At 67.7% G+C, this 22757-nt stretch carries 23 protein-coding genes; 11 read left to right on the top strand and 12 right to left on the bottom strand.

Going from position 1 to position 22757, the window contains the following annotated elements; translation table 11 throughout:
- Nucleotide 1: 1 nt before the first annotated feature.
- Genes tilS through cysS form a run of 4 tightly spaced genes read right to left on the bottom strand, consistent with a single transcriptional unit; the run spans nucleotide 2 to nucleotide 4230 of the window.
- Nucleotides 2–1267, bottom strand: coding sequence for a tRNA lysidine(34) synthetase TilS (gene tilS / locus ACT6S0_RS14630; RefSeq protein ID WP_444764552.1), 1266 nt, complete (start codon nucleotides 1265–1267; stop codon nucleotides 2–4).
- Complete coding sequence (locus tag ACT6S0_RS14625; protein WP_444764551.1) at nucleotides 1236–2207, bottom strand: acetyl-CoA carboxylase carboxyltransferase subunit alpha; 972 nt, start codon at nucleotides 2205–2207, stop codon at nucleotides 1236–1238. Before ACT6S0_RS14625 ends, tilS begins: the two co-directional genes overlap by 32 nt.
- Nucleotides 2207–2860 carry a DNA-3-methyladenine glycosylase family protein gene (locus tag ACT6S0_RS14620; protein ID WP_444764550.1) on the bottom strand — a complete coding sequence of 218 codons (654 nt, stop codon included), beginning with the start codon at nucleotides 2858–2860 and terminating at the stop codon, nucleotides 2207–2209. Before ACT6S0_RS14620 ends, ACT6S0_RS14625 begins: the two co-directional genes overlap by 1 nt.
- Nucleotides 2860–4230, bottom strand: a complete 1371-nt coding sequence (cysS, locus tag ACT6S0_RS14615) for a cysteine--tRNA ligase (RefSeq protein WP_444764549.1) — start codon at nucleotides 4228–4230, stop codon at nucleotides 2860–2862. The genes ACT6S0_RS14620 and cysS overlap by 1 nt, the downstream gene beginning before the upstream one ends.
- Nucleotides 4231–4361: 131 nt before the next feature.
- Between cysS and ACT6S0_RS14610 the strand changes: the two genes are divergently transcribed.
- From ACT6S0_RS14610 to ACT6S0_RS14590, 5 genes are read left to right on the top strand one after another with little or no spacing between them, the layout of a single operon-like run.
- On the top strand, nucleotides 4362–4892 hold the full coding sequence (locus tag ACT6S0_RS14610) for a tetratricopeptide repeat protein (RefSeq protein ID WP_444764548.1): 531 nt from the start codon (nucleotides 4362–4364) through the stop codon (nucleotides 4890–4892).
- A 17-nt stretch (nucleotides 4893–4909) separates the two neighbouring features.
- Nucleotides 4910–5470: a peptidylprolyl isomerase gene (locus ACT6S0_RS14605; protein WP_444764547.1), complete on the top strand. Its 561-nt coding sequence runs from the start codon at nucleotides 4910–4912 to the stop codon at nucleotides 5468–5470.
- Complete coding sequence (locus tag ACT6S0_RS14600) at nucleotides 5467–5964, top strand: peptidylprolyl isomerase (protein ID WP_444764546.1); 498 nt, start codon at nucleotides 5467–5469, stop codon at nucleotides 5962–5964. Before ACT6S0_RS14605 ends, ACT6S0_RS14600 begins: the two co-directional genes overlap by 4 nt.
- Complete coding sequence (locus tag ACT6S0_RS14595; protein WP_444764545.1) at nucleotides 5961–6707, top strand: UDP-2,3-diacylglucosamine diphosphatase; 747 nt, start codon at nucleotides 5961–5963, stop codon at nucleotides 6705–6707. The genes ACT6S0_RS14600 and ACT6S0_RS14595 overlap by 4 nt, the downstream gene beginning before the upstream one ends.
- Complete coding sequence (locus tag ACT6S0_RS14590) at nucleotides 6707–7480, top strand: zinc-dependent peptidase (RefSeq protein ID WP_444764556.1); 774 nt, start codon at nucleotides 6707–6709, stop codon at nucleotides 7478–7480. The genes ACT6S0_RS14595 and ACT6S0_RS14590 overlap by 1 nt, the downstream gene beginning before the upstream one ends.
- Before the next feature lie 47 nt (nucleotides 7481–7527).
- On the opposite strand, the gene clpA is transcribed toward ACT6S0_RS14590, so the two are convergent.
- Together clpA and clpS are read right to left on the bottom strand one after the other, a co-directional pair.
- The gene (gene clpA, locus ACT6S0_RS14585) at nucleotides 7528–9855 is read right to left on the bottom strand and encodes an ATP-dependent Clp protease ATP-binding subunit ClpA (RefSeq protein WP_444764544.1); all 2328 of its coding nucleotides are present in this window, start codon (nucleotides 9853–9855) and stop codon (nucleotides 7528–7530) included.
- A complete protein-coding gene (gene clpS / locus ACT6S0_RS14580; RefSeq protein ID WP_444764543.1) occupies nucleotides 9852–10232 on the bottom strand; it encodes an ATP-dependent Clp protease adapter ClpS in 381 nt (126 codons plus the stop codon). The genes clpA and clpS overlap by 4 nt, the downstream gene beginning before the upstream one ends.
- Before the next feature lie 183 nt (nucleotides 10233–10415).
- Between clpS and ACT6S0_RS14575 the strand changes: the two genes are divergently transcribed.
- The 3 genes from ACT6S0_RS14575 to ACT6S0_RS14565 all read left to right on the top strand — a co-directional run bounded on the left by ACT6S0_RS14575 (nucleotide 10416) and on the right by ACT6S0_RS14565 (nucleotide 13422).
- On the top strand, nucleotides 10416–10676 hold the full coding sequence (locus ACT6S0_RS14575; RefSeq protein ID WP_056273404.1) for a cold shock domain-containing protein: 261 nt from the start codon (nucleotides 10416–10418) through the stop codon (nucleotides 10674–10676).
- Between the two features lie 131 nt (nucleotides 10677–10807).
- Nucleotides 10808–13045 carry an NADP-dependent isocitrate dehydrogenase gene (locus ACT6S0_RS14570; RefSeq protein ID WP_444764542.1) on the top strand — a complete coding sequence of 746 codons (2238 nt, stop codon included), beginning with the start codon at nucleotides 10808–10810 and terminating at the stop codon, nucleotides 13043–13045.
- A 23-nt stretch (nucleotides 13046–13068) separates the two neighbouring features.
- Entirely contained in the window at nucleotides 13069–13422 is a 354-nt protein-coding gene (locus ACT6S0_RS14565) for a DUF1161 domain-containing protein (protein ID WP_296786307.1), read from the top strand.
- A gap of 12 nt (nucleotides 13423–13434) precedes the next feature.
- Here the strand turns inward: ACT6S0_RS14565 and ACT6S0_RS14560 are convergent, their stop codons facing one another.
- Nucleotides 13435–14964 carry an FAD-dependent monooxygenase gene (locus ACT6S0_RS14560; protein ID WP_296786310.1) on the bottom strand — a complete coding sequence of 510 codons (1530 nt, stop codon included), beginning with the start codon at nucleotides 14962–14964 and terminating at the stop codon, nucleotides 13435–13437.
- A gap of 105 nt (nucleotides 14965–15069) precedes the next feature.
- On the opposite strand from ACT6S0_RS14560, the gene ACT6S0_RS14555 reads away from it, so the two are divergent.
- Nucleotides 15070–15567: a glutaredoxin family protein gene (locus ACT6S0_RS14555; RefSeq protein WP_296786313.1), complete on the top strand. Its 498-nt coding sequence runs from the start codon at nucleotides 15070–15072 to the stop codon at nucleotides 15565–15567.
- Nucleotides 15568–15593: 26 nt separating this feature from the next.
- Here ACT6S0_RS14555 and ACT6S0_RS14550 read toward each other — a convergent pair whose 3' ends face one another.
- Nucleotides 15594–16586 carry a GlxA family transcriptional regulator gene (locus tag ACT6S0_RS14550; RefSeq protein WP_296786316.1) on the bottom strand — a complete coding sequence of 331 codons (993 nt, stop codon included), beginning with the start codon at nucleotides 16584–16586 and terminating at the stop codon, nucleotides 15594–15596.
- 40 nt (nucleotides 16587–16626) lie between these two features.
- Here ACT6S0_RS14550 and ACT6S0_RS14545 point away from each other — a divergent pair, with 40 nt between their 5' ends.
- Nucleotides 16627–17772 (top strand): DJ-1/PfpI family protein, encoded by a 1146-nt coding sequence (locus tag ACT6S0_RS14545; protein WP_296786319.1) that lies wholly within the window; start codon nucleotides 16627–16629, stop codon nucleotides 17770–17772.
- Here ACT6S0_RS14545 and psrA read toward each other — a convergent pair whose 3' ends face one another.
- The 4 genes from psrA to phnD all read right to left on the bottom strand — a co-directional run bounded on the left by psrA (nucleotide 17773) and on the right by phnD (nucleotide 21449).
- Nucleotides 17773–18870, bottom strand: a complete 1098-nt coding sequence (psrA, locus tag ACT6S0_RS14540) for an iron-containing alcohol dehydrogenase PsrA (protein ID WP_296786322.1) — start codon at nucleotides 18868–18870, stop codon at nucleotides 17773–17775.
- 76 nt (nucleotides 18871–18946) lie between these two features.
- Nucleotides 18947–19771 carry a phosphonate ABC transporter, permease protein PhnE gene (gene phnE / locus ACT6S0_RS14535; protein WP_296786325.1) on the bottom strand — a complete coding sequence of 275 codons (825 nt, stop codon included), beginning with the start codon at nucleotides 19769–19771 and terminating at the stop codon, nucleotides 18947–18949.
- Entirely contained in the window at nucleotides 19768–20574 is an 807-nt protein-coding gene (gene phnC / locus ACT6S0_RS14530) for a phosphonate ABC transporter ATP-binding protein (RefSeq protein ID WP_093346793.1), read from the bottom strand. The genes phnE and phnC overlap by 4 nt, the downstream gene beginning before the upstream one ends.
- On the bottom strand, nucleotides 20571–21449 hold the full coding sequence (gene phnD, locus ACT6S0_RS14525) for a phosphonate ABC transporter substrate-binding protein (protein WP_296786329.1): 879 nt from the start codon (nucleotides 21447–21449) through the stop codon (nucleotides 20571–20573). The genes phnC and phnD overlap by 4 nt, the downstream gene beginning before the upstream one ends.
- 147 nt (nucleotides 21450–21596) lie before the next feature.
- On the opposite strand from phnD, the gene ACT6S0_RS14520 reads away from it, so the two are divergent.
- Nucleotides 21597–22484 (top strand): LysR substrate-binding domain-containing protein, encoded by an 888-nt coding sequence (locus ACT6S0_RS14520; RefSeq protein WP_296786332.1) that lies wholly within the window; start codon nucleotides 21597–21599, stop codon nucleotides 22482–22484.
- The last annotated feature ends 273 nt before the right edge of the window (nucleotides 22485–22757 follow it).

The following is a 22757-nucleotide window of genomic DNA, read 5'->3' as shown; positions in this document are numbered from 1 at the left end:
CTCAGTCCTCCACCCAGCGCAAAGCAAGCTGCGGCTCATCTTGACCGGCGAAGGCACGCGCGTCCATGCCCAGCCCGGCGATGGCCAGCAGATGCCCGGCGGTGTCGAACAGCACAGGGCCGCTGCGCCGCCAGGGCGGCAGCCCGGCTTCCTGGCTGGCCTTCTTGAGGCTGCGCGGGATCGAAGCCCGCGCTCGCTGGAACTGCTCGGCGCCATCGCGACCACGCTGCAGCAATCGAGCGAGTCGGTCGACGGCAATTCCGGGGCGGGCGGCATCCACAACCCAACTGCCCTGCCAGGCCGATTGGGGATAGCGACCGGGGCGACTCAGGTCGAGCTCGACGGCATGGGGCAACTGGCGCGGCGCCGCGGCGGCCCAGAACAACCCATCGCGATAAGCGTGCAGGTCTCCGCCTGGCGCGGGCCAGGACAACATCGCACCCGGGCGCCATTCGGTGCGCAGGCGCTCGACGAGGCTGGCGGGCGCTACCGTGTGCTGCGACAGCCAGGCGCGCAGTGCGTTGCTCCAGCGCGCGGGCGATAACGCCGACAAAGCGACCAGGTCCAGGCGCTGCGGCGTCGATGCAGCGGCCAGGTCGCCCTCGGCGACCTCGGTCGCAAGCGCGTCGGCCTGCTGGACCCAGCGGGCCGCCTGCGCCAGGCCAGCTTCGGCCGCCGGGAACGCCGGCCACAGGGCCTGGCGCAGACGGTTACGCGCGAAGCGCGTGTGCGCATTGCTCGGGTCGTCGATCCAACGCAAGCCGTGCTGCTCGGCATAGGCGACGATGGCTTCCCGAGGCATGTCCAGCCAAGGCCGCGCCCAGCAGACACCTTCGCGCCATTGCGCCCGCGGCATGCTGGCCAGGCCGGCCGTGCCGGCGCCGCGCATGGCTTGCAGCAAAAAGGTTTCGGCCTGATCGCGCCTGTGGTGGGCCAGCAGCAGCAGATCGGCCCCTGCGGCGGCGGTCATGTCGTGCAGCGCCGAGTGGCGGCCCCTACGGGCCCAGGCTTCGATGCTGTCACCGCGCGCCGGGGTTCCGCTCAAGCGCGCGCAGCCAAAGTCAACACCCAGCTCAGCGGCCACGCGCTCGCAATGCGCTGCCCAATCATCGGCCTGCGGCTGCAGGCCGTGATGGACATGGAGGGCGACAACCCGAATGCCGTCTGCCGTGCGGGCAGCGGCATGCAACAGGGCCGTGGAATCCAGGCCGCCGCTGAAGGCGACCGCGACGGTGTCAGCGGTTCTTGGTGTCGCTGAAGCGGCCATAGGCCTGAACGCGCTCGTAGCGGCGGTCGAGCAGCTCGCGGGTCTTCAGGTCGCTGACTTGGCGCAATGCATCGGACAAGGCGCGCTTGAGATTGGAGGCCATCTGCTTGGCATCACGATGCGCGCCGCCGACAGGCTCGCTGACGATCTTGTCGATCAGCCCAAGCGCCTTCAACCGGTGAGCGGTGATGCCCAAGGCGTCCGCAGCCTCGGAGGCGCGCTCGCTGCTCTTCCACAGGATGGAGGCGCAGCCTTCGGGCGAGATGACCGAGTAGGCGGCGAACTGCAGCATCAGCACCTGGTCGGCCACGCCGATGGCCAACGCGCCGCCGGAGCCGCCCTCGCCAATGATCGTGGCGATGATGGGCACTTCGAGCTGCGCCATCTCGAAGATGTTGCGGCCGATGGCCTCACTCTGGCTGCGCTCCTCGGCACCAATGCCCGGATAGGCGCCCATGGTGTCGATGAAGGTGAAGACCGGCAGGCCAAACTTCTCGGCCAGCTTCAGCAGCCGCAGCGCCTTGCGATAGCCCTCGGGGCGCGGCATGCCGAAGTTGCGCAGCGTGCGCTCCTTGGCGTCGCCACCACGCTGGTGGCCGATGACCATGCAGGCCTGGCCGTTGAAACGCGCGATGCCGCCGACGATGGCAGCGTCGTCCGCGAAGTGTCGGTCGCCATGCAGTTCCTGGAACTCGGTAAAGACTTCCGAGCAATAGTCCAGCGTCTGCGGGCGTTGCGGGTGGCGCGCGATCTGGTAGACCTGCCAGGGTGCGACGTTGGAGTAGACCTCCTTGGTCAGCTGCTGGCTCTTCTTGGAGAGGCGGTCGATCTCCTCGGAGATATCAACGGCCGACTCGCTTTGCACGTAGCGCAGCTCTTCGATCTTGGTCTCAAGCTCCGCGATGGGTTGCTCGAATTCAAGGAAATGTTTTTTGCTCATCAGTAATCCACCGGTAGGGGATCCAGGCTGCGCCAAATGTACCAAACCGCTACAGAGCGAAAAGGCGCCCAGGCGTCGCCAACCTCGCGCGCCTCGGCCCGCGACACCGGCTCGCCGGAGAAGTAATTCTGGCTGATGCCCTTCAACAGGCCGACGTCATCCAGCGGCATCACATTGGGGCGCATCAGGTGAAAGATCAAGAACATCTCGGCCGTCCACCGGCCGATGCCGCGGATGGCGACAAGCTCTTCGATGATGGCTTCATCGTCCATCTGCGCCCATTGGCGTGGATGGACCTGGCCGGAGTCGAAATGCTTGGCCAGGTCGCCCAGGTATTCGACCTTGCGAGCCGACAGCCCTGCTGCGCGTTGCTCATCCGGCCCCAGCCCCAGCACCGCAGCGGGCTGGAACTTTGGCATCAGCGCGATCCAGCGCGTCCAGACCGATTGCGCGGCCTTGACCGAGATCTGCTGGCCGACGATGGAGCGCGCCAAGGTCGCGAAAGCATCACCGCGGCTTTGCAGGCGCGCCTCACCGAACTGCGGGATCAGCTTCTTCATGACCCGGTCGCGCTTGACCAAGTGCTTGCAAGCCTCGTCCCAATAGGGCGGGACCACGTCAGGCCCGACCTCGGCAGGGGTCTTCGATGCCATCAGCTCTTCACCCAGGTCGTGCCGGCGGCACCGTCCTTCAGCGTGATGCCCTTGGCCGAGAGTTCCGCGCGGATCGCATCGGCGCCGGCAAAGTCCTTGGCGGCCTTGGCCGCCGCGCGGGCAGCAATGCGCTCTGCGATCCAGGTGGCCTCGTCGCGGGAGCCGCCCTGCAAATAAACCAGCGGCTCCTGCTGCAGGATGCCCAGCACGCCCGCCAGTGCCTTCAGCAGGCCGGCACGCTGCGGCGAACGGTCACGATTGACCTCGTTGACCAGGTCGAACAGCACCGCGATGGCGCCCGGCGTGCCGAAGTCCTCGTCCATCGCCGTCTTGAAGGTCGCGGCACTTGGCTCGGTCCAGTCGATGGCGACATCGGCCGGCGGCACAGCGTCCAGCGCCGTGTAGAGCCGCGTCAGCGCGGTGCGCGCATCTTCCAGGTGCGCGTCGCTGAAGTTGAACGGGCGGCGATAGTGGGTGCGCAGCATGAAGAAACGCAGCGTCTCGCCGTCGAACTTCTGCAGCACATCGCGGTTGGTGAAGAAGTTGCCCAGGCTCTTGGACATCTTCTCGCCGTCGACGTTCAGAAAGCCGTTGTGCAGCCAATAGCGGGCGAATTCGTAGCCGGCACCCTGGCTCTGCGCGATCTCGTTCTCATGGTGCGGGAACTGCAGGTCCGTGCCGCCCCCATGGATGTCGAAGCTCTCGCCCAACAGAGCGCAGCTCATGGCCGAGCATTCGATATGCCAGCCCGGGCGGCCTGCGCCGAAAGGCGCGTCCCACTTGGCATCGGCCGGCTCGTCGGCCTTCGCCGCTTTCCAAAGCACGAAGTCCAGCGGATCCAGCTTGCCGTCGTCCACCGCCACACGCTCGCCAGCCCGCAGGTCGTCGATGCTCTTGCCGCTGAGCTTGCCGTAGCCATCGAACTTGCGCACCGCGTAGTTCACGTCGCCGCCCTCGGCCCGGTAGGCCAGGCCACGTTCTTCCAGGCGCTCGATCAGCGAGAGCATCTGCGGCACGTAGTCGGTGGCGCGCGGCTCATGGTCAGGGCGCAGCAGCCCGACAGCGGCGAAGTCATCGTGCATCGCGGCGCTCATCTCCTGGGTGAGCTGCCGGATGCTGACGCCGCGCTCGACCGCGCGCCTGATGATCTTGTCATCGATGTCGGTGATGTTGCGCACATAAGTGACGGCATAGCCACTGGCGCGCAGCCAGCGGTAGATGACGTCGAACGCCATGTTCATGCGCAAGTGCCCCATGTGGCACAGGTCGTAGACGGTGATGCCGCACACATACATGCGCACCTGGCCCGGCACGAGCGGCTGAAACTCTTCGAGAGTGCGGCTGAGGGAGTTGTGGACGCGCAAGGACATGAGACGGGGACAGGGACGACACCCCTAAGAAGCCACCAACAAGAAGCCCCGCACCGGGCCGGCCAGGCGGGGCTCATAGAATGAAATCAGTATAGCGGCCGACCCTCGCGCCGCTCCCCGCTACAACCCTCATGCGCCTGCCCCTCCCCACCCTTGCGCTGGCCCTCGTGCTGGTCGCCGCGCTGGCCGCCCTGCCGGCCCGCGCCGATGACCTGACTGGCGCCCAGCGCCTCTGGCTGGCCGGCCAGCGCCTCCAGGCGGTCGAGCAAGTCGAGCAGGCCCTCACGCGCACACCCGACGACCTGCAATTGCGCTTCGCCCTCGGCGTGATGCGCATGGATCTGGGCGAGCGCGCCAAGGCCCTGAGCATCTTCACGCGCCTGACCCAGGACTTCCCCGACCTTGCCGATCCGTACAACAACCTGGCCGTGCTGCGCGCCGCCGCGGGCGAGCTGGACGAGGCGCATGCCGCGCTCGAACAAGCACTGCGCCTGCAACCCGAACACGCCCAGGCGCAGGAGAATCTGGGCGACGTGCTGCTGCGCCTGGCGCTGCGCGCCTACCAGCGCGCCCAGAAAGCCGCGCCAGCGCCCAGCGACGCGTTGGCAGGCAAGATCAGCCGCACACTGGCAATGACCGGTGACCTCAACAAGCTCCGCTGACGCATTCCTATTTCTTCATGACCAAGACCGCACTCTTCCTGGCCGCCCTGCTGGCCGCCACCAGTGTCTCCGCCCAGACCGTCAAGCTGCAGACCAGTGAGGGCAATATCCGCGTCGAGCTGAACGCGGCGAAGGCGCCGAAGTCGGTGGCAAATTTCCTGCAGTACGTCAAGGCGGGCCACTACAACGGCGTCATCTTCCACCGCGTCATCGACGGCTTCATGATCCAGACCGGCGGCTACGACGGCAAGCTCAACCAGCGCCCGACCAAGCCGCCCATCCCGCTGGAGTCGCACAACGGCCTGTCCAACGTGCGCGGCAGCCTCGCGATGGCGCGCACCGGCGACCCCAATTCGGCCACGTCGCAGTTCTTCATCAACGTGGCCGACAACGTCCGCCTGGACGGCGAGCCCGAGAACCCGGCCACCGGCTATGCCGTCTTCGGCCAGGTTGTCGAGGGCATGGACGTCGTCGACAAGATCCGCACCACGGCGGTCTCGTCGGTCGGCATCCACCAGCATCTGCCCGCCAAGCCCATCTTCATCACCAAGGCTCTCATCGAGCCCGTCAAAAAATGAGCCAAGTCAAACTCACCACCAACCACGGCGACATCCTCATCGAACTGGATGCCGAGAAGGCGCCGCTGTCGGTCGCCAACTTTCTCAGCTACGTCCGCAAGGGCCATTACGACGGCACGGTGTTCCACCGCGTCATCAAGGGCTTCATGATCCAGGGCGGCGGCTTCGAGGTCGGCATGAAGCAAAAGCCCACCGACGCGCAGATCCAGAACGAAGCCAACAACGGCCTGAAGAACGCCCATTACACGCTGGCCATGGCGCGCACCAACGCGCCGCACTCGGCAACGGCGCAGTTCTTCATCAACACGACGAACAATGGCTTCCTGGACTTCAAGTCCGAGAGCCCGTCGGGCTGGGGCTATGCCGTCTTCGGCAAGGTCATCGAGGGCCAGGACGTCGTCGACAAGATCGAGAAGTCCAAGACCGCCACCAAGGGCGGCCATGGCGACGTGCCGGTGGAAGACGTCATCATCGAAAAAGCCGTCGAGGTTTGATCCCGACGCTGACGGCCCCGGTGCACTGGCGGCAGATCGACCTGCTGTCCGACCTGCACCTTGGGGCCGACACGCCTGGCACGCTCGCACGGCTTGAGCGGTATCTGGCCGAGACGCCCGCTCAAGCGGTGCTGCTGCTGGGCGATATCTTTGAAGTCTGGGTCGGCGACGACGCGCGCCACGAGCCCTTCGAGGCCAGCGTCGTGCGCCTGCTGTACGAGGCATCGCGGCGGCTGGACCTGTTCTTCATGCATGGCAACCGCGACTTCCTGGTCGGCGCCGAGCTGTTGGCAGATGCCGGCATGCCCCTCCTGCCCGACCCGACCGTGCTCGACGCCTTCGGCCAGCGCTGGCTGCTCGTGCATGGCGATGCGCAATGCCTGGCCGACGCGGCCTACCAGGCCTTCCGCAGCAAGGTGCGTTCGACCGAATGGCAGGCGCAGGTGCTGGCTCAGCCGCTCGATGCCCGCCGGGCGCTGGGCCGCCAGATGCGCGAGGGCAGCCGCGCGGCGCAGGCAGCCCAGCTGATGGCGACCGACCTCGATGCAGGCGCCTGCCGCGCGCTGCTGGCCGAGGCCGGCGCGGCGACGCTGATCCATGGGCACACGCATCGCCCGGCCGAGCACGCCCTGGGCGACGGGTTGAAGCGCGTGGTGTTGTCCGACTGGGACTTCGATGGCACGCCCGTGCGCGGCGACGTGATCCGTCTGTCGGCCGCCGGCCTGCAACGCCTGCCGCTGTGATCCTGAGAGCCCTGCGCAACTGGCGCGAACAGCGCGCGGTGCAACGCCATGCGATTCCCGACGGGCTGTGGCAGCTCACGCTGCTGCGCTACCCCTTCCTGGCCAAGCGCAGTGAAGACGACCTCGCCGAGCTGCGGCGCCTGTCCAGCCTGTTCCTGTCGACCAAGGAATTCCATGGCGTCGACGGTTTCGAGGTGACCGACGAGGTCGCCGTCGCCGTCGCCGCCCAGGCCTGCCTCCCGGTCTTGCGCCTGGGCCTCGCCTGGTACGACGGCTTTGTCGGCATCGTCATGCACGAGGGCGAGGTCGTGGCGCAGCGGACCTACCAGGATGAAGATGGCGTCGTCCACGAATACGACGAAGAGCTGGCCGGCGAAGCGATGGAGGGCGGGCCGCTGATGCTGAGCTGGAACGCGATCGCCGTCAGCGATGACGCGACCCAGTTCAGCGCCGATGCGGTCTTCAACGTCGTCATCCACGAGTTCGCCCATGTCATCGACATGCGAGACGGCTTGGCCGATGGCGTACCGCCGTTGGATGTCGATGAGCGCGAGCGCTGGATCGCCGTGATCGACGCCGAGTGGGAAAACTTCTGTCAGCGCATCGACGCCGGCCAGCAAACCCTGATCGACCCCTATGGCGGCGAGGCCGTCGAGGAGTTCTTCGCCGTCGCCGCCGAGGCCTTCTTCGTTGCGCCAACCGCGATGCGCAGCGAGGAGCCGGCGATGTACGACTTGCTCGCCGGCTTCTTCAGACAGGACCCAGCGGCCTGAACGAAAAGGGACAACGAAGTGTCCCTTGTGATTCATGGGCCGCCATTTCAGGCCGTCGCCGGCTCGGCCTTGGGCTTGTTGTCCTTGGCCGGCTTGGGCGGCGTGGGCTGGATGTCCAGCACCGTCTCGCCCTTGTCGTCCACGTCCACACTCAGTCGCCCGCCATCGACCAGCTTGCCGAACAGCAGCTCGTCGGCCAGCGCCCGGCGGATGGTGTCCTGGATGAGGCGCTGCATCGGCCGCGCGCCCATCAGCGGATCGAACCCCTTCTTGGCGAGCTGCTTGCGCAATGCGTCCGAGAAGCTGACCTCGACCTTCTTCTCCTGCAGCTGGCTTTCGAGCTGCAGCAGGAACTTGTCGACCACGCGCAGGATGATTTCCTCGTCGAGCGCACGGAAGGACACGATGGCGTCCAGGCGGTTGCGGAACTCGGGCGTGAACAGGCGCTTGATGTCGGCCATCTCGTCGCCCTGTTGGCGCTGGGTCGTGAAGCCGATGGTGGCCTTGTTCAGCGCCTCGGCGCCCGCGTTGGTCGTCATGATGATGATGACGTTGCGGAAGTCGGCCTTGCGCCCGTTGTTGTCGGTCAGCGTGCCGTGATCCATGACCTGCAGCAGCACGTTGAAGACATCCGGATGCGCCTTCTCGATCTCATCGAGCAACAGCACCGAGTGCGGTTTCTTCGTGACCGCCTCGGTCAGCAGGCCGCCCTGGTCAAAACCGACGTAGCCCGGAGGCGCCCCGATCAGGCGGCTCACCGCGTGGCGCTCCATGTACTCGGACATGTCGAAGCGGATCAGCTCGATGCCCAGGATGTAGGCCAGCTGCTTGGCCACTTCCGTCTTGCCGACGCCGGTGGGACCGCTGAACAGGAAGGAGCCGACCGGCTTTTCGGGCCGGCCCAGCCCCGAGCGCGCCATCTTGATGGCGGCAGCCAGCGCATCCACCGCGGGGTCTTGCCCGAAGACAACGCTCTTCAGGTCCCGATCTAGCGTCTTGAGCTTGCTGCGGTCGTCGCTGTTGACCGACGCGGGCGGAATGCGCGCGATCTTGGCGACGATGTCTTCCACCTCGACGCGCGTGATGGTCTTCTTCTGCTTGCTCTTGGGCAGGATGCGTTGCGCGGCGCCGGCCTCGTCGATGACGTCGATGGCCTTGTCCGGCAGGTGGCGGTCATTGATGTACTTGGCCGACAGCTCGGCTGCGGCCTGCAGCGCGCCCAGCGCGTACTTGACCGAGTGGTGCTCCTCGAAGCGGCTCTTCAGGCCCTTGAGGATCTCGATGGTCTGCTCCACCGAGGGCTCGGGCACGTCGATCTTCTGGAAGCGCCGACTCAGCGCCGCGTCCTTCTCGAAGATGCCGCGGTATTCGGTGAAGGTGGTCGCGCCGATGCACTTCATCTGGCCGCTCGACAGGGCGGGCTTGAGCAGGTTGCTGGCGTCCAGCGTGCCACCCGACGCCGCTCCGGCCCCGATCAGCGTGTGGATCTCGTCGATGAAGAGCACCGCGTTGGGCTGGTCCTTCAAGGACTTCAGCACGGCCTTGAGGCGCTGCTCGAAGTCGCCGCGGTACTTGGTGCCAGCCAGCAGCGCGCCCATGTCCAGCGAGTAGACGATGGCGTCGGCCAGCACCTCGGGCACTTCGCCCTCGGTGATGCGCCAGGCCAGGCCTTCGGCAATCGCCGTCTTGCCGACGCCGGCTTCGCCGACCAGCAGCGGGTTGTTCTTGCGCCGACGGCACAGCACCTGCACGACGCGCTCGACCTCGGCCTCGCGGCCGATCAGCGGGTCGATCTTGCCGTCCTTGGCCAGCTGGTTGAGGTTCTGCGTGAACTGCTCCAGCGGTGACGCCTTGGCGTTGGCGCCCTCGCCTTCCTCGCGCTCGGCTTCCTGCGCGCCTGGGGCCTGGCCCTCGGGGTTCTTCGGCGGCTCGGGGTCGGTCTTCTTGATGCCGTGGGCGATGAAGTTGACGACATCCAGGCGCGTCACGCCCTGCTGGTGCAGGTAGTAGACAGCGTGGGAATCCTTCTCGCCGAAGATGGCGACCAGCACGTTGGCGCCGGTCACTTCCTTCTTGCCGCTGCCGGTGCTTTGCACATGCATGATGGCGCGCTGGATGACGCGCTGGAAGCCCAGCGTGGGCTGGGTGTCCACCTCGTCGCTGCCGCCCACCATCGGCGTGTTCTCCTTGATGAACTGCGTCAGGCTCTTGCGCAGGTCGTCCAGGTTGGCGGCGCAGGCACGCAGCACCTCCGCCGCACTCGGGTTGTCCAGCAGCGCGAGCAGCAGGTGCTCGACGGTGATGAATTCGTGCCGCTGCTGGCGTGCCTCGACGAACGCCATGTGCAAACTGACTTCAAGCTCTTGCGCAATCATGCGGCCTCCATAATGCACTGCAGGGGGTGGCCGGCACGCCGGGAGGCGGCCAGAACCAACTCCACCTTGGTCGCGGCGACGTCTTTGGTGAACACACCGCAGACCCCGCGACCCTCGTGGTGGATTTTGAGCATGATCTGCGTCGCCGTATCGAGGTCATGCCGGAAAAATTCCTGCAGAACCATGACTACAAACTCCATCGGCGTGAAATCGTCGTTCAGCAGCAGGACCTGGTAGAGCCGCGGCGGCTCGGTTTTCTGCGTCTGGCGCTCGACGACAACCGCCCCGTCGCCCTCTTCCTTGCCCGGCCTCAGAGGAGGCGCGGGCGGCGGAGGAACCGACTGGTTCAGCGTTGGTAAAACGGGGAGCACAGGCATGTCGGGATTCTATCGACGGGGGTATTCCCTCCGCCGACCGCGGGCAGTTGGCGGCGTAACGCCAATTTGCAAGCGCCCCCGGGTGAACCCGGCCGGGAAGGTCCCGAATTGACGCCTTTTGTCGCGCTACCAGAATCTCCGTCCGCCTCCCCGAGAGGTGCCACAAAGAATGGAGACAAGATGATGGCGCTGGGCAAAGTCAAGTGGTTCAACGATGCCAAGGGCTTCGGATTCATCGAGCCGGAGGCCGGTGGCGATGACGTCTTCGCACATTTTTCTGCAATCCAGATGGAGGGATTCCGGACGCTGAAACAGGGCAGCCAGGTTCAGTTCGATCTGGTTCAGGGGCCCAAGGGCCAGCTGGCCCAGAACATCACGCCCATGGAAGCCGCCGCGCGCGCTGCCGAGCAGCAGCAGCAGCAGCAGCAAACCCTGGCCTCCTGAGCTGAGCTGCCAACGCGAAAGCCCCGTGGCCTGCCGCCACGGGGCTTTTGCTTTGTGCGCATCTCTCGACTGGCTTGCTAGAGTTGATGCCCTGCGCGCAGCGCGGATTACCCATCCACCGGACCACGTTCATGACCGCCGAAAAGACCCAGATCGTTTACACCCTGACCGATGAAGCACCACGCCTGGCCACTGCCTCGCTGCTGCCGGTCGTCCAGCGTTTCGCGGCGCAAGCGGGGATCGATGTCGTCACCAGCGACATCTCGGTGGCCGGCCGCATCCTGGGGCAATTCCCCGAGCTGCTGACCGAAGAGCAGCGCGTGCCCGACAACCTGGCAGCGCTCGGCAAGTTGACGATCCGGCCCGAGGCCAACATCATCAAGCTGCCCAACATCAGCGCCTCGGTGTCGCAACTCAAGGCCGCCATCAAGGAATTGCAGGACAAGGGCTACAGAATCCCGGACTACCCGGAGAAGCCCGAGACCGATGAGCAAAAGGACATCCGCGCCCGCTACAACAAGTGCATTGGCTCGGCGGTGAACCCCGTGCTGCGCGAAGGCAACTCCGACCGCCGCGCGCCCAAGGCCGTCAAGGAATACGCGCGCAAGAACCCGCACCGCATGGACGAGTGGAGCCAGGCTTCGCGCTCGCATGTCTCGCACATGCATGACGGCGACTTCTATCACGGTGAAAAGTCCATGACCATGGACCGCGCCCGCGATGTGAAGATGGAACTCATCACCAAGAGCGGCAAGGCCATCGTGCTCAAGCCCAAGGTCGCGTTGATGGACCGCGAGGTGGTGGACTCCATGTTCATGAGCAAGAAGGCGCTGCTGGCCTTCTATGAAAAGGAGATCGAGGACGCACGCAAGACCGGCGTGATGTTCTCGCTGCACGTCAAGGCCACGATGATGAAGGTGTCCCACCCCATCGTCTTCGGCCACTGCGTGCGCATCTTCTACCGCGAGGCCTTCGAGAAGCACGGCAAGCTGTTCGATGAGCTGGGCATCAATGTCAACAACGGCATGGTGGACCTGTACACCAAGATCGCCAGCCTGCCGGCCAGCAAGCAAGAAGAGATCAAGCGCGACCTGCACGCCTGCCATGAGCATCGCCCCGAGCTGGCGATGGTCGACTCGGCCAAGGGCATCACCAACTTCCACTCGCCCAACGACGTCATCGTCGACGCTTCCATGCCGGCCATGATCCGCAGCGGCGGCAAGATGTACGGGGCCGACGGGCGTCTGAAGGACGTCAAGGCCGTGATGCCCGAGTCGACCTTCGCCCGCATCTACCAGGAAATCATCAATTTCTGCAAGTGGCATGGCGCCTTCGACCCCAAGACCATGGGCACCGTGCCCAACGTCGGCCTGATGGCCCAGAAGGCCGAGGAATACGGTTCGCACGACAAGACCTTCGAGATCCCGGAAGACGGCGTCGCCAACATCACCGACCTGGACACCGGCGAAGTGCTGATGAGCGAGGACGTCGAGCAAGGCGACATCTGGCGCATGTGCCAGGTCAAGGACGCCGCGATCCGCGACTGGGTCAAGCTGGCCGTCAACCGCGCGCGCAACTCCGGCATGCCGGTCGTGTTCTGGCTCGACGCCTACCGCCCGCACGAGGCGCAGCTGATCACCAAGGTCAAGATGTACCTGCACGAGCACAACACCTCGGGCCTGGACATCCAGATCATGAGCCAGGTGCGCGCCATGCGCTACACGCTGGAACGCGTCGTGCGCGGCCTGGACACCATCAGCGCCACCGGCAACATCCTGCGCGACTACCTGACCGACCTGTTCCCCATCATGGAACTCGGCACCTCGGCCAAGATGCTGTCGATCGTGCCGCTGATGGCCGGCGGCGGCCTGTACGAGACCGGCGCGGGCGGCTCGGCCCCCAAGCACGTGCAGCAGCTGGTGGAAGAGAACCACCTGCGCTGGGACTCGCTGGGCGAGTTCCTCGCGCTGGCCGTGAGCCTCGAAGACCTGGGCCTGAAGACCGGCAACAAGCAGGCCGCCATCCTGGCCAAGACGCTCGACACCGCCACCGGCAAGCTGCTCGACAACAACAAGAACCCCTCGCCCAAGACCGGCCAGCTCGACAACCGCGGCAGCCAGTTCTACCTGGCGATGTACTGGGCACAGGAACTCGCCGCGCAGACCGACGACACGGAACTGCAGGGCCGCTTCAAGAAGCTGGCGGAGGCCCTCTCGTCCAACGAGCAGAAGATCGTCGACGAGCTCGCCGCCGTGCAGGGCAAGGCCGTGGACATCGGCGGCTACTACCTGGCCGACAAGGCGAAGTTCGAAGCCGTGATGCGCCCGAGCGCCACGCTCAACGCAGCGCTGGCCTCGGCCCAGGGCTGATCGGCATCGCGCGGGTGGCAGCCGTGAAGCCCTCCTGGCTCGCGATGCTCCCCGCCGTGCTGGCCCTGGCCGGCACGGCGGGCACCGTCCACGCGGCCGAGGACTGCGAGGCCCTGCGCACCCGCATCGAGGCGAAGATCGCCGCCGCCGGCGTGGCGCGCTTCACCGTGGCCGTCGTCGATGCCAATGCATCGACGAATGGGCAGGTGGTGGGGAGCTGCGAGCTTGGCGGCAGGAAGATCGTCTATGAAAGGGACGTCGGCACTGGGGCGGGGTCGGCGCCGGTGGCGGCGGGACCGGGCTCGGCTTCGGTGGGGGAACCGATGCTGACCGAGTGCAAGGATGGGACTGTGTCTATGGGTGGGGACTGCAAGTAGTTTCCTGAGGCATCACGTCGTGCGTGGCGCTGCAACCCAGGTGGACAGGGCTTCTTCAAGACCCTCCCACGATGACTCTCCAACCCACGCCACGTAGCCGTCGGGCCTGACCCACACGGCCGCCGGCGCACTGACCTCGCCGATCACCGGAAGCTCCCAGGTGCCATCGAAGCTGGCATCGATCACCTGGACCTTGTCGGCCAGGCGTTCCGCATCGGAGCCACCCGGCATCCCGAAATTCAGCAGCAGCGACCGCGCCGAGTGCATCAACGTGAAGACGCGCCTCGTACCTTCTGCGGTCACGACATCGAGATCCGGCATCCGCCTCCCCAGCAAAGGATGCCCCTCCCCCAGGTCGTACCGGATATCCAGCCCCGACATCATCCCCGCGAAGCGCTTGCGCGGCTCCTCCATCCGAAGCAGCGCCGACATGCTCTCCGCCAACGCCTTGCTGCGTTCGTCCTGCCGCCGCAGCGCGACCTGTGCCAGCGAATTGCGCAGCACCAGCGCCCCCACCGGATGCCGCTCCGCCTGATAGCTATCGAGCAGGCTGTCCGGCGAGATCCCCTTGACCACCTGCGCCAGCTTCCACCCCAGGTTGAAGGCATCCTGCACGCCGAGATTGAGCCCCTGTCCGCCCGCCGGGTAGTGCACATGCGCCGCGTCGCCAGCCAACAGCACGCGCCCCTTGCGATAACTGGCCGCCTGCCGGGCCATGTCCGTGAATCGCGAGATATGAAGCGGGCTGTGGACGCCGAAGTCGGTGCCGTAGTGCGCCATCAAGCATTCGCTCACATCGCGCAGCGTGGGCTGGTCCGCGCGCCCCACTTCGCGCTCCGTCACCATGATCCGCACGGTCTTCCCGTCGTCCATGCGGCTCAGGCCGTGGGTCCCGATCGCGTCGTGCCGCATGCCCCACACGGGCTCCGCGGCGACCTCCGCTTCGGCGAGGATGTGGCTGATCGTGGCATCCCACCCCGGAAACTCGATCCCCGCCGCCTTCCGGATCACGCTGCGCCCGCCATCGCAACCGACCAGGTATTGCGTACGCAGCGTCTGGCCGTCGCGCAGATGGACGTCGACACCGGCCTCGTCCTGATCGAAACCGACCACCTCGCGCTCCCGATGGATGGTCCCCCCCAGTTCGGCAATCCATCCCGCAAGAATGCGCTCGATGTGCTTCTGCCACAGCGCCAAGCCGTGGTTGTGCCGTGTCGGAAAGTCGCTGATGTCGAGCCGGTTGAGGCCGAACGCGGCCACCTGGGCGGTCTGCCCTTCGGCCAGGAACCGGTCGACGATGCCGCGCTGATCGAAGATCTCGAGAGTGCGCGCATGCAGGCCGCCGGCGCGCGATCCTTCGATGTCCTGGTTCGAGCGCCGCTCGAGAATCGAGACATCGACGCCGGCCAGTGCCAGTTCGCCCGCGAGCATCATGCCGGTGGGGCCCGCGCCCGCGATCAGCACCGCATGACCATCGCCAGGCACGGTGACGCCTGCGGAAATCTCGTCCTGGGTTCGGCCCGTCTCGTTCGATCGACTCATTGCCCGCGGTCCTCCATGCGATGGCGTATGGCTTGTGCCGGATACCACCAAAGGCCCCTGTAACATCGGCCCTGCTTGGCCTCGACCAGACAACAGGTACGCCCCATGCGGTTGCTCCCCATTTTCGTGGTTCTGCTTGCGAGCGCGGCGTCCGCCGCCGACGGCCCGACCGCCACGACGACCACGCTCTACAAGTCCATAGGCCCCGACGGCCGAACGATCTACAGCGACGTCCCGCCGCCACAGGCACGCGAATCCAAGACGCTGACGTTCAGGAACCTGCCGGCCAGCCCCCTGTCCGCGGAGACCCTCGCGTACATCGAGCAGTTGCGCCAATCCGCGGACAGCCGGGCATCGGCACCGCCCCCTCGCGACACGGTGCTGTTCTCGGCCAAGTGGTGCGGCTTCTGTCGGCAGGCGAAGGCCTACCTGGCGGCCAAGGGCATCGGTTATCGCGAAGTGGACATCGACACCAACGAAGGCAAGCTGGCCTATGCGCAACTGGGTGGCAACAATGGCGTGCCCCAACTGTTCGTGAATGGCCGAGGTCTCACCGGCTTCACGGCCTCTGCTTACGACGCCTTCCTGCAGCCTCGCAAATAGCTTTCCCGCCGGAAGCGGGGTCCCGCCTAACTCCCCTCCCTCCACCCCCCCGGCGTCACCCCATGCAGCCGCACGAACGCCCGCTGCAACGCATCCACCGACCGAAACCCGCTGCGGCTCGCGATCCGTTCCTGCGTCCACCCGGTCTGCCGCAGCAACTGCGCCGCCGCCGCCACGCGTGTGCGCTCGACGAAGCGTGCAGGGGTGCACCCGGTCTCCGCCGCGAAGGCACGCGCGAAGTTGCGCGGGCTCATGCCCACGCGTTCGGCCAGCACCTCGACGGCGAGCTCTTCCTGAGGATGGGTGCCGATCCACGCGACCAGTTCGCGCAGCCGATGGCTCGCGCTGGCCTGCGCCTGCAGCGCGGGGGTGAGCTGCGGCTGCTCGCCGCCGCGCAGCATCGGCAGCGCCAGGGTGCGCGCGATGTCCATCGAGACCTCATGGCCCAAGTCGTCCTCGACCAGCGCGAGCGCGAGTTCGATGCCGGTGACCACGCCCGCTGAAGTCCAGACCTTGCCGTCGCGCACGTAGATGCGCTGCTGCCGCACGCGCACCTGCGGGCGCAGTTCCTGCAGCATCTCGCACACGCGCCAATGGGTGGTGGCCTCGCGCCCGTCGAGCAGGCCGGCCGCGGCGAGCGCGAAGGCGCCGCTGCACACGCTCGCGACGCGGCGCACGCGCGACGCGGCCTGGGCGATCCAGTCGCCGATGCGCTGCTCGAGGATGGCGTGGCGCACGGCGGGCTCGTCGCCGCCGGCCACGATCAGGGTGTCGATGGCGGCGGGCAGCGCGTCGAGGCTGCGGGTGTCGCCCAGCTGCAGGCCGCTGTTGGTCGACACGGTGCCGCCGCCCGGCGAGGCGATCAGCACTTCGTAGCTGCCGGGGCGCAATTGCTCGGCCTTGCTGAACACGCTGGCGGGGCCCGCGACGTCGATGGCCTCGACGCCGTCGAACGCGACCAGCACGACGGTGCTGGCAGGAACCGCGGCTTCTTCGTCCTTGTGGGTGGGGGTCGGCATTCCTAAGCTCGGTGCATCGAGGTCATGAAGGGGATTCTCCATGTGGAACGGGCTGCGCGCGCTGCTGTGCGCGAGTATGGCGGCGATCGGGTTGGCGGGATGCGGCACGGGCACGCGCGAGGCGACGGTGCCGCCCGCGGTGCACGACGAGGCGGCGCTCGCGCGCGACCGGCAGGCCTTCGTCGAGGCCATGAAGCCGCGCCGGCCCGGCCGGCCGGTGGTCGCGATGCTGGCGCTCAACGAAGGCACCGAGCTCACCGACCTGCTGCTGCCGCACGCGGTGCTGCAGCGCGCCGACGTGGCCGATGTGCGTGTGGTGGCGCCGCGCGCGGGCCGGGTCGCGCTGTTCCCGGCGCTGCAGGTCGAGGGCGCACAGGACTTCGCCGCCTTCGACCGCGCCCATCCCGCGGGCGCCGACTACGTGATCGTGCCCGCGATGGAGCCGGCCGATGCGCCCGCGGTGAGGGCCTGGCTGCAGCACCAGGCGAGCCAGGGCGCGCGCGTGATCGGCGTGTGCTCGGGCGCGCTCGTGCTCGCGCAGGCCGGCCTGCTCGACGGCCGGCGCTTTGCCGGCCACTGGTACGACCGCGGCACGCTGCGCCAGCGGCCCGGCGCCACGCATGTGCCCGACCGGCGCTACCTGGTCGACCGCGACGTGGCGACGACCACCGGCATCACGGCCTCGGTGCCCGCGACGCTCGCGCTGGTCGAGGCGATCGGCGGGCCCGCGAAGGCCGCGGCGATGGCAGCCGAGCTCGGCGTGGACGGCTGGGGCCCGGCGCATGCGAGCGCGCCCTTCGGCCTCACGACCGGGCGCGGTGCCGAGTACCTGTTCAACAAGACGGCGTTCTGGCGCGGCGAGCGTCGGCAGCTCGAGGTGCGCGACGGCGCCGACGACATCGCGCTCGCGCTGGCCACCGATGCGTGGACGCGCACGGGGCATGTCGATGTCGAGGCGGTCTCGGCCTCGGGCCCGGTGAAGCTGCGCAGCGGTCTCGTGCTGGTGGCCGGTCCCGCCACGCGCGAAGCACAGCCGCTGCTGCTGGTGGCCGCGCTCAAGCCGGTGCAGCAGCTCGACCGCACGCTGTGCGAGATCGCGGCCCGCTTTGGCAACGCGCGGCGCGACTGGGTGATGCAGGAGATGGAGTACCCGCGCACGGCGGCGAACACCGCCTGCGCGTCCTGATCAGCCGGCGTCGGCGGCGATGAAGTTGCGCCCGCGCGCACCGGCCAGCGCCTGCAGGATGCGTTCGCTCCACTCCGCCTCGGGAATGCCATAGCTCAGCGGGTCGACGCTCACGCCCAGCCCCTCGAGAAAGGCGCTCAGCGACGCGACGGCCTGGCCGATGTCATGCGCATCGAACACCGAGAGCAGCAACGCATCGAGCGCCGGATCGCGCCCGGCCGCGAGCTGCATGATGCGCGGCAGGCTGAACGAACACGCGATGCCGTGCGGCACGCCATGCCGCAGCGTGATGTCGTAGGACAGCGAATGCGCGAGCGCGGTACGCGTGTTGGAGAACGCCAGGCCGGCCTGCAGCGCCGCGGTGGCCAGGCGCTCGCGCAGCTCGGGCCGTTCGGGCCGCGCCAGCAGTTCGGGCAGCGTGGCGACGATGCTGCGGGCCGCGCTCACGGCCAGGCTTGCCGACACCGGGTTGCGGTGCACGTTCCACAGCGACTCGAGCGCATGCGACAGCGCATCGAGGCCGCTGGCCAGGGTGGCCGCATGCGGCAGGCTCAGCATCAGGTCGGCATCGACGATGGCGGCCTCGGGCCAGGTCCACGGCAGTTGCAGCGACAGCTTGCGCGCGCGCGCCTGGTCCCACACGGTGGCCCAGGGCGTGACCTCGCTGCCGGTGCCCGCGGTCGTGGGAATGGCCAGCAGCTGTCGGTGCCGCCGGACCGCGGCCGGCGCGCTGTCCGCGCCTTCGAGTAGCGCGAGCAGTTCGTCGAAGCGCCCGGCCGCGGGGCGCGTGAGCATCACCTTCGCGCAGTCGATCACGCTGCCGCCGCCGAGTGCGATGACGCAATCGACCTCCGCATGCTCGCGCCACAGCCGTTCGTACATCGGCGCCAGCCAGGCCACGTCGGGGTTCGGCAGCACCTCGGTCTCGACGGCCACGAGGCGCTCGCCCAGCAGGCCACGGATGCGATCGACGAGGCCGAGGCCGACCGCCTCGGGGAAGGCGATCAGGATCGCGCGGCGTGCGCCGAGCAGCCCGGGCAACGCATCGAGCGAGCCGCAGCCGGCATGCACGTCGACGGGGTTGTAATAGGTCCACATGATGGGTTCGGGAAAGCTGGCGCCACGGCCGCGTCATGCGGCCGGGCGCGCGAGAGAGAAAAGATCCGCGCGGCCTTCAGTGCCGGCCGCTGTGCTGGATGCGGTGGCGCAATTGGCTCGAGAGCAGGTCGGCCACGATCACCATCACGGTGATCACGATGATGCAGGTGGCGGTCTCCTGGTAGCGGAACAGCTTGAGGCTGCTCACCAGCTCGAAGCCCAGCCCGCCCGCGCCCACCATGCCCAGCACGGTGGCCGAGCGCAGGTTCACCTCGAAGCGATAGAGCACGACGGCGATCCAGGCCGTGACGACCTGCGGCAGCACGCCGAACACGATGACCTGCAGCGGCCGCGCGCCCGTGGCGCGCAGGGCCTCGAGCGGTCCCTGGTCGATCTCCTCGATGGCATCGGCGAAGAACTTGCCGAGCATGCCCGCGCCATGCAGCGCGAGCGCCAGCACGCCGGGGAACGGACCGAGCCCCACGGCCGATACGAACACCAGCGCGAGGATCAGCTCGTTGATGCTGCGCACCACGTTGAGGGCCTGCCGCGTGCACTGGTAGACCCAGCGCCGGCTCTGCAGGTTGCGCGCCGCCAGGAAGGACAGCGGAATGGCCGGCAGCACCGCCAGCAGCGTGCCCCAGACGGCGATCTGGATGGTCTCGAGCGCGGGTGCGACCAGGCGGCTCAGGATGTTGGTGTCGGGCGGCATGGTGCGGCCCAGGAAATCGATGATCTGCGGCAGGCCCGCCGCCAGTTCGGACCAACTGAGCTGCGCGCCGCCGGCGCTCCATTGCAGCGCCCAGCCGACCACGCACAGGCCGATCAGCAGGTTGAACCAGCCGCGGCGGCTCTCGGGCAGCGGGCCGGTCCAGGCGTATCGGGTCGAGGGGGTGTTCATGCGTGTCCTTCGGTGCGCGCCAGCAGCGGCAGCGGCACGGCCGCCGGGGCGGCGGGCTCCTTGCGGTCGGCCGCGGGCTGCGGCACGTAGATGCGGTCGATGTCGTCGGGGCCCATGGCCTGCGGCGCGCCGTCGAACACGACGCGGCCCTGCGAGAGGCCGACGATGCGGTCGGCGAACTCGCGCGCGTAGTCGACCTGGTGCAGGTTGCACAGCACGGTGATGCCGAGGTCGCGCGAGGCATCGCGCAGGTACTGCAGCACCTTGCGCGAGGTCTGCGGGTCGAGGCTCGCGACCGGCTCGTCGGCCAGGATCAGCCGCGGCTGCTGCGCGAGCGCGCGCGCGATGCCCACGCGCTGCATCTGGCCGCCCGACAGCGAATCGGTGCGCGCATGGGCCTTGTGCGCGAGTCCCACGCGGCCCAGGCATTCGTGCGCCAACGCGATGTCGGCGCGGCTGAAGAAGTGCAGCACCGAGGCCAGGGTCGACACCGCGCCGAGCCGGCCCGTGAGCACGTTCTTCAGCGCGCTGAGCCGCGGCACCACGTTGTGGTGCTGGAAGATCATGGCCACGCGCTGGCGCAGCGCGCGCGTGTCGGCGCAGTTCACGGCGTCCATGCCGTCGACCCTGAGCTCGCCGCCGTCGGCCAGCGCCAGCCGGTTCACGCAGCGCAGCAGGGTCGACTTGCCGGCGCCCGATTCGCCGAGCACCACCACGAACTCGCCCGCCGCGGCATCGAGGTCCACACCGCGCAGCACGGCGTTGTCGCCATAGCGCTTGGTGAGCTGCCGGATGCGGATCACTTCATGCTCCGCAGGTCGAGCTTGAGCACCTTGGCGGTGTCGCGCACCACGTTGTAGGCCGCGTCGGTGGTGGGCTGGAAGCCGTTGAGCACGCCCTGGTCGCCCCAGGGCAGGTCCTTCACGTTGGCCAGCGCCTTCGCGATCTTCGCCTTCAGCGCCGGATCGAGGTCCTTGCGCCAGACCATCGGCGACTCGGGGATCGGGTTCGACGACCAGACGATCTCGAGCTCGTCCTGCTTCACCTGGCCCTTGGCGATGGCGCTCGCGAGGATGCGGTCGGCCACGGCGGCGGCATCGACCTTCTTGTTGGCCACGGCCAGGATGCTGGCGTCGTGCGAGCCCGAGAAGATCACGCGGCCGAAGAAGGTCTCGGGGTCGTAGCCGGCCTGCAGCAGGCCCGACTTGGGGAACAGGTGGCCCGAGGCCGAGGTCGGGTCGACGAAGGCGAAGCTGCGGCCCTTGAGGTCGGCGGTCTTGGCGATGCCGCTTTCCTTGCGCGCGATGATCACGCTCTTGTAGGCGCTCTGGCCGGTCTTCTTGGTCACGGCCACCGCGAAGGCTTCCACGTCCGCGACCTGGTTCGCGAGCACGTACGAGAACGGGCCGAGGTAGGCCACGTCGAGCTTCTTGGAACGCAGCGCCTCGATCACGCCGTTGTAGTCGGTCGCCACGAAGGGCTTGACCGGCATGCCGAGCTGCTGCTGCAGGCTGTCGAGCACCTGGCGGCTGCTCTCGATCATGGCCTGCGAGTCCTCGGCCGGGATCAGCCCGATGGTGAGGGGCTGCGCGGCCAGGGCCGGCAGGGCGGCAACCGCGGAAACTGCCGAAAGGGCCAGGGCGATCAGGCTGCGGCGCAGGCGAAGGAGGGTGTTCATGGTGGTGTTGGGGATGGGAAAAGGGACTGGAAGGGACCGGAACGGCAGGCATCGGCCTGCGACTACCCCAAGGCTAAGAACGCCATGTGACAGGCGCATATCAGATCGATCACGGATTTGTCACGATTCCATTCAAACAATCTATGGATGTCCGCCGCCAAACTCCGCGCCTTCCTCGCCGTTGCCCAGCACGGCAGCTTCAGCGCCGCCGCGCGCGCCGTGGGCCTGAGCCAGCCCACGCTGACCACCCAGGTCCAGGCGCTGGAGCGCCAGCACAAGGTGATGCTGTTCCACCGCCAGGGCCACCGCATCGAGCTCACCAGCGTCGGCGAGCGCCTGCTGCCCATCGCGCGCCAGATCGCGGCGCTCGAGCTCGATTCGTACAACCTGCTGCACGACAGCGGCGACCTGCAGTCGGGCGAGCTCAAGCTCGGCGCGGTCGGCCCTTTCCACGTGATCGAGATGGTCGACGCCTACCGCCGGCGCTATCCGCGGCTCGACGTCTCGATCCGCATGGGCAATTCGTCGTCGGTGTTCAAGGACCTCGAGGAGTACGCGGTCGACATCGGCGTGCTCGCGCGCTTCCACGAGGCGCCGGGCTTCAGCGCGACGCCGTATGCGCGCCATGCGCTGATCCTGTTCGTGCACCGCGACCATCCGTTCGCCAGGCGCGGCGAGATCCGGCTCGAGGAACTGCACGGCCAGCCCATGCTGCAGCGCGAGAGCGGCTCCAGCACGCGGCGCGCGCTCGACGAGGCCTTCGCGCGCGCGGGCGTCCGGCCCAGGCTCGCGATGGAGATCGGCAGCCGCGAGGCGATCCGCGAAGCGGCCGCGCGCGGCATCGGCATCGGCGCGGTCTCCGAGGCCGAGTTCATTCCCGACGCGCGCCTGCGCACCGTGCGCATCGAGGGCGATCCCGCGGTGACGCAGACCTACCTCTATTGCCTGCAGGTGCGGCGCGACAGCCGCGTGCTCGCGTCCTTCTTCGACGTGGCGCTGAAGCTGCGCAAGGGGGCGTTCGAAGACGCCTCATGAGCCGCGCTCGCACCGATCGATCTGACGAAAAAACCGACAGGACGAACGAAATACTCATGGGCTTTCGTCTCTGGCACGTCACCCCACTCTTCTGTAATTCGGCCACTCCATCACCAGAGGCCGATAGACATGCCAGTCGAGCAATGCAGACCCCACGCCCCCGCGGACCGCGCCACGCCGGCGCGCCGCTTCCCTGATTCCACGCGCCGCCGCGGGGCCGCAGCGACGCGCGCCTTCGCGCTCGCCGCCACGCTCGTTGCCGCGCTCGCGGGC

The organism is Roseateles sp. (assembly GCF_052436255.1).
GTDB lineage: Bacteria > Pseudomonadota > Gammaproteobacteria > Burkholderiales > Burkholderiaceae_C > Pelomonas.
The sequence above is the reverse complement of the archived record's forward strand: the minus strand, read 5'-3'. Positions and strand labels throughout refer to the sequence as shown.

Coding starts and splice junctions, on each gene's coding strand:
- phnE (WP_296786325.1), bottom strand. CDS start 19,771: ATGAACACCCCCTCGACCCGATACGCCTGGACCGGCCCGCTGCCCGAG.
- ACT6S0_RS14620 (WP_444764550.1), bottom strand. CDS start 2,860: ATGGCATCGAAGACCCCTGCCGAGGTCGGGCCTGACGTGGTCCCGCCC.
- cysS (WP_444764549.1), bottom strand. CDS start 4,230: ATGTCCTTGCGCGTCCACAACTCCCTCAGCCGCACTCTCGAAGAGTTT.
- ACT6S0_RS14570 (WP_444764542.1), top strand. CDS start 10,808: ATGACCGCCGAAAAGACCCAGATCGTTTACACCCTGACCGATGAAGCA.
- clpA (WP_444764544.1), bottom strand. CDS start 9,855: ATGATTGCGCAAGAGCTTGAAGTCAGTTTGCACATGGCGTTCGTCGAG.
- clpS (WP_444764543.1), bottom strand. CDS start 10,232: ATGCCTGTGCTCCCCGTTTTACCAACGCTGAACCAGTCGGTTCCTCCG.
- phnD (WP_296786329.1), bottom strand. CDS start 21,449: ATGAACACCCTCCTTCGCCTGCGCCGCAGCCTGATCGCCCTGGCCCTT.
- tilS (WP_444764552.1), bottom strand. CDS start 1,267: ATGGCCGCTTCAGCGACACCAAGAACCGCTGACACCGTCGCGGTCGCC.
- ACT6S0_RS14605 (WP_444764547.1), top strand. CDS start 4,910: ATGACCAAGACCGCACTCTTCCTGGCCGCCCTGCTGGCCGCCACCAGT.
- psrA (WP_296786322.1), bottom strand. CDS start 18,870: ATGTGGACCTATTACAACCCCGTCGACGTGCATGCCGGCTGCGGCTCG.
- ACT6S0_RS14550 (WP_296786316.1), bottom strand. CDS start 16,586: ATGCCGACCCCCACCCACAAGGACGAAGAAGCCGCGGTTCCTGCCAGC.
- ACT6S0_RS14545 (WP_296786319.1), top strand. CDS start 16,627: ATGTGGAACGGGCTGCGCGCGCTGCTGTGCGCGAGTATGGCGGCGATC.
- ACT6S0_RS14560 (WP_296786310.1), bottom strand. CDS start 14,964: ATGAGTCGATCGAACGAGACGGGCCGAACCCAGGACGAGATTTCCGCA.
- ACT6S0_RS14600 (WP_444764546.1), top strand. CDS start 5,467: ATGAGCCAAGTCAAACTCACCACCAACCACGGCGACATCCTCATCGAA.
- ACT6S0_RS14610 (WP_444764548.1), top strand. CDS start 4,362: ATGCGCCTGCCCCTCCCCACCCTTGCGCTGGCCCTCGTGCTGGTCGCC.
- ACT6S0_RS14575 (WP_056273404.1), top strand. CDS start 10,416: ATGGCGCTGGGCAAAGTCAAGTGGTTCAACGATGCCAAGGGCTTCGGA.
- ACT6S0_RS14555 (WP_296786313.1), top strand. CDS start 15,070: ATGCGGTTGCTCCCCATTTTCGTGGTTCTGCTTGCGAGCGCGGCGTCC.
- ACT6S0_RS14625 (WP_444764551.1), bottom strand. CDS start 2,207: ATGAGCAAAAAACATTTCCTTGAATTCGAGCAACCCATCGCGGAGCTT.
- ACT6S0_RS14520 (WP_296786332.1), top strand. CDS start 21,597: ATGTCCGCCGCCAAACTCCGCGCCTTCCTCGCCGTTGCCCAGCACGGC.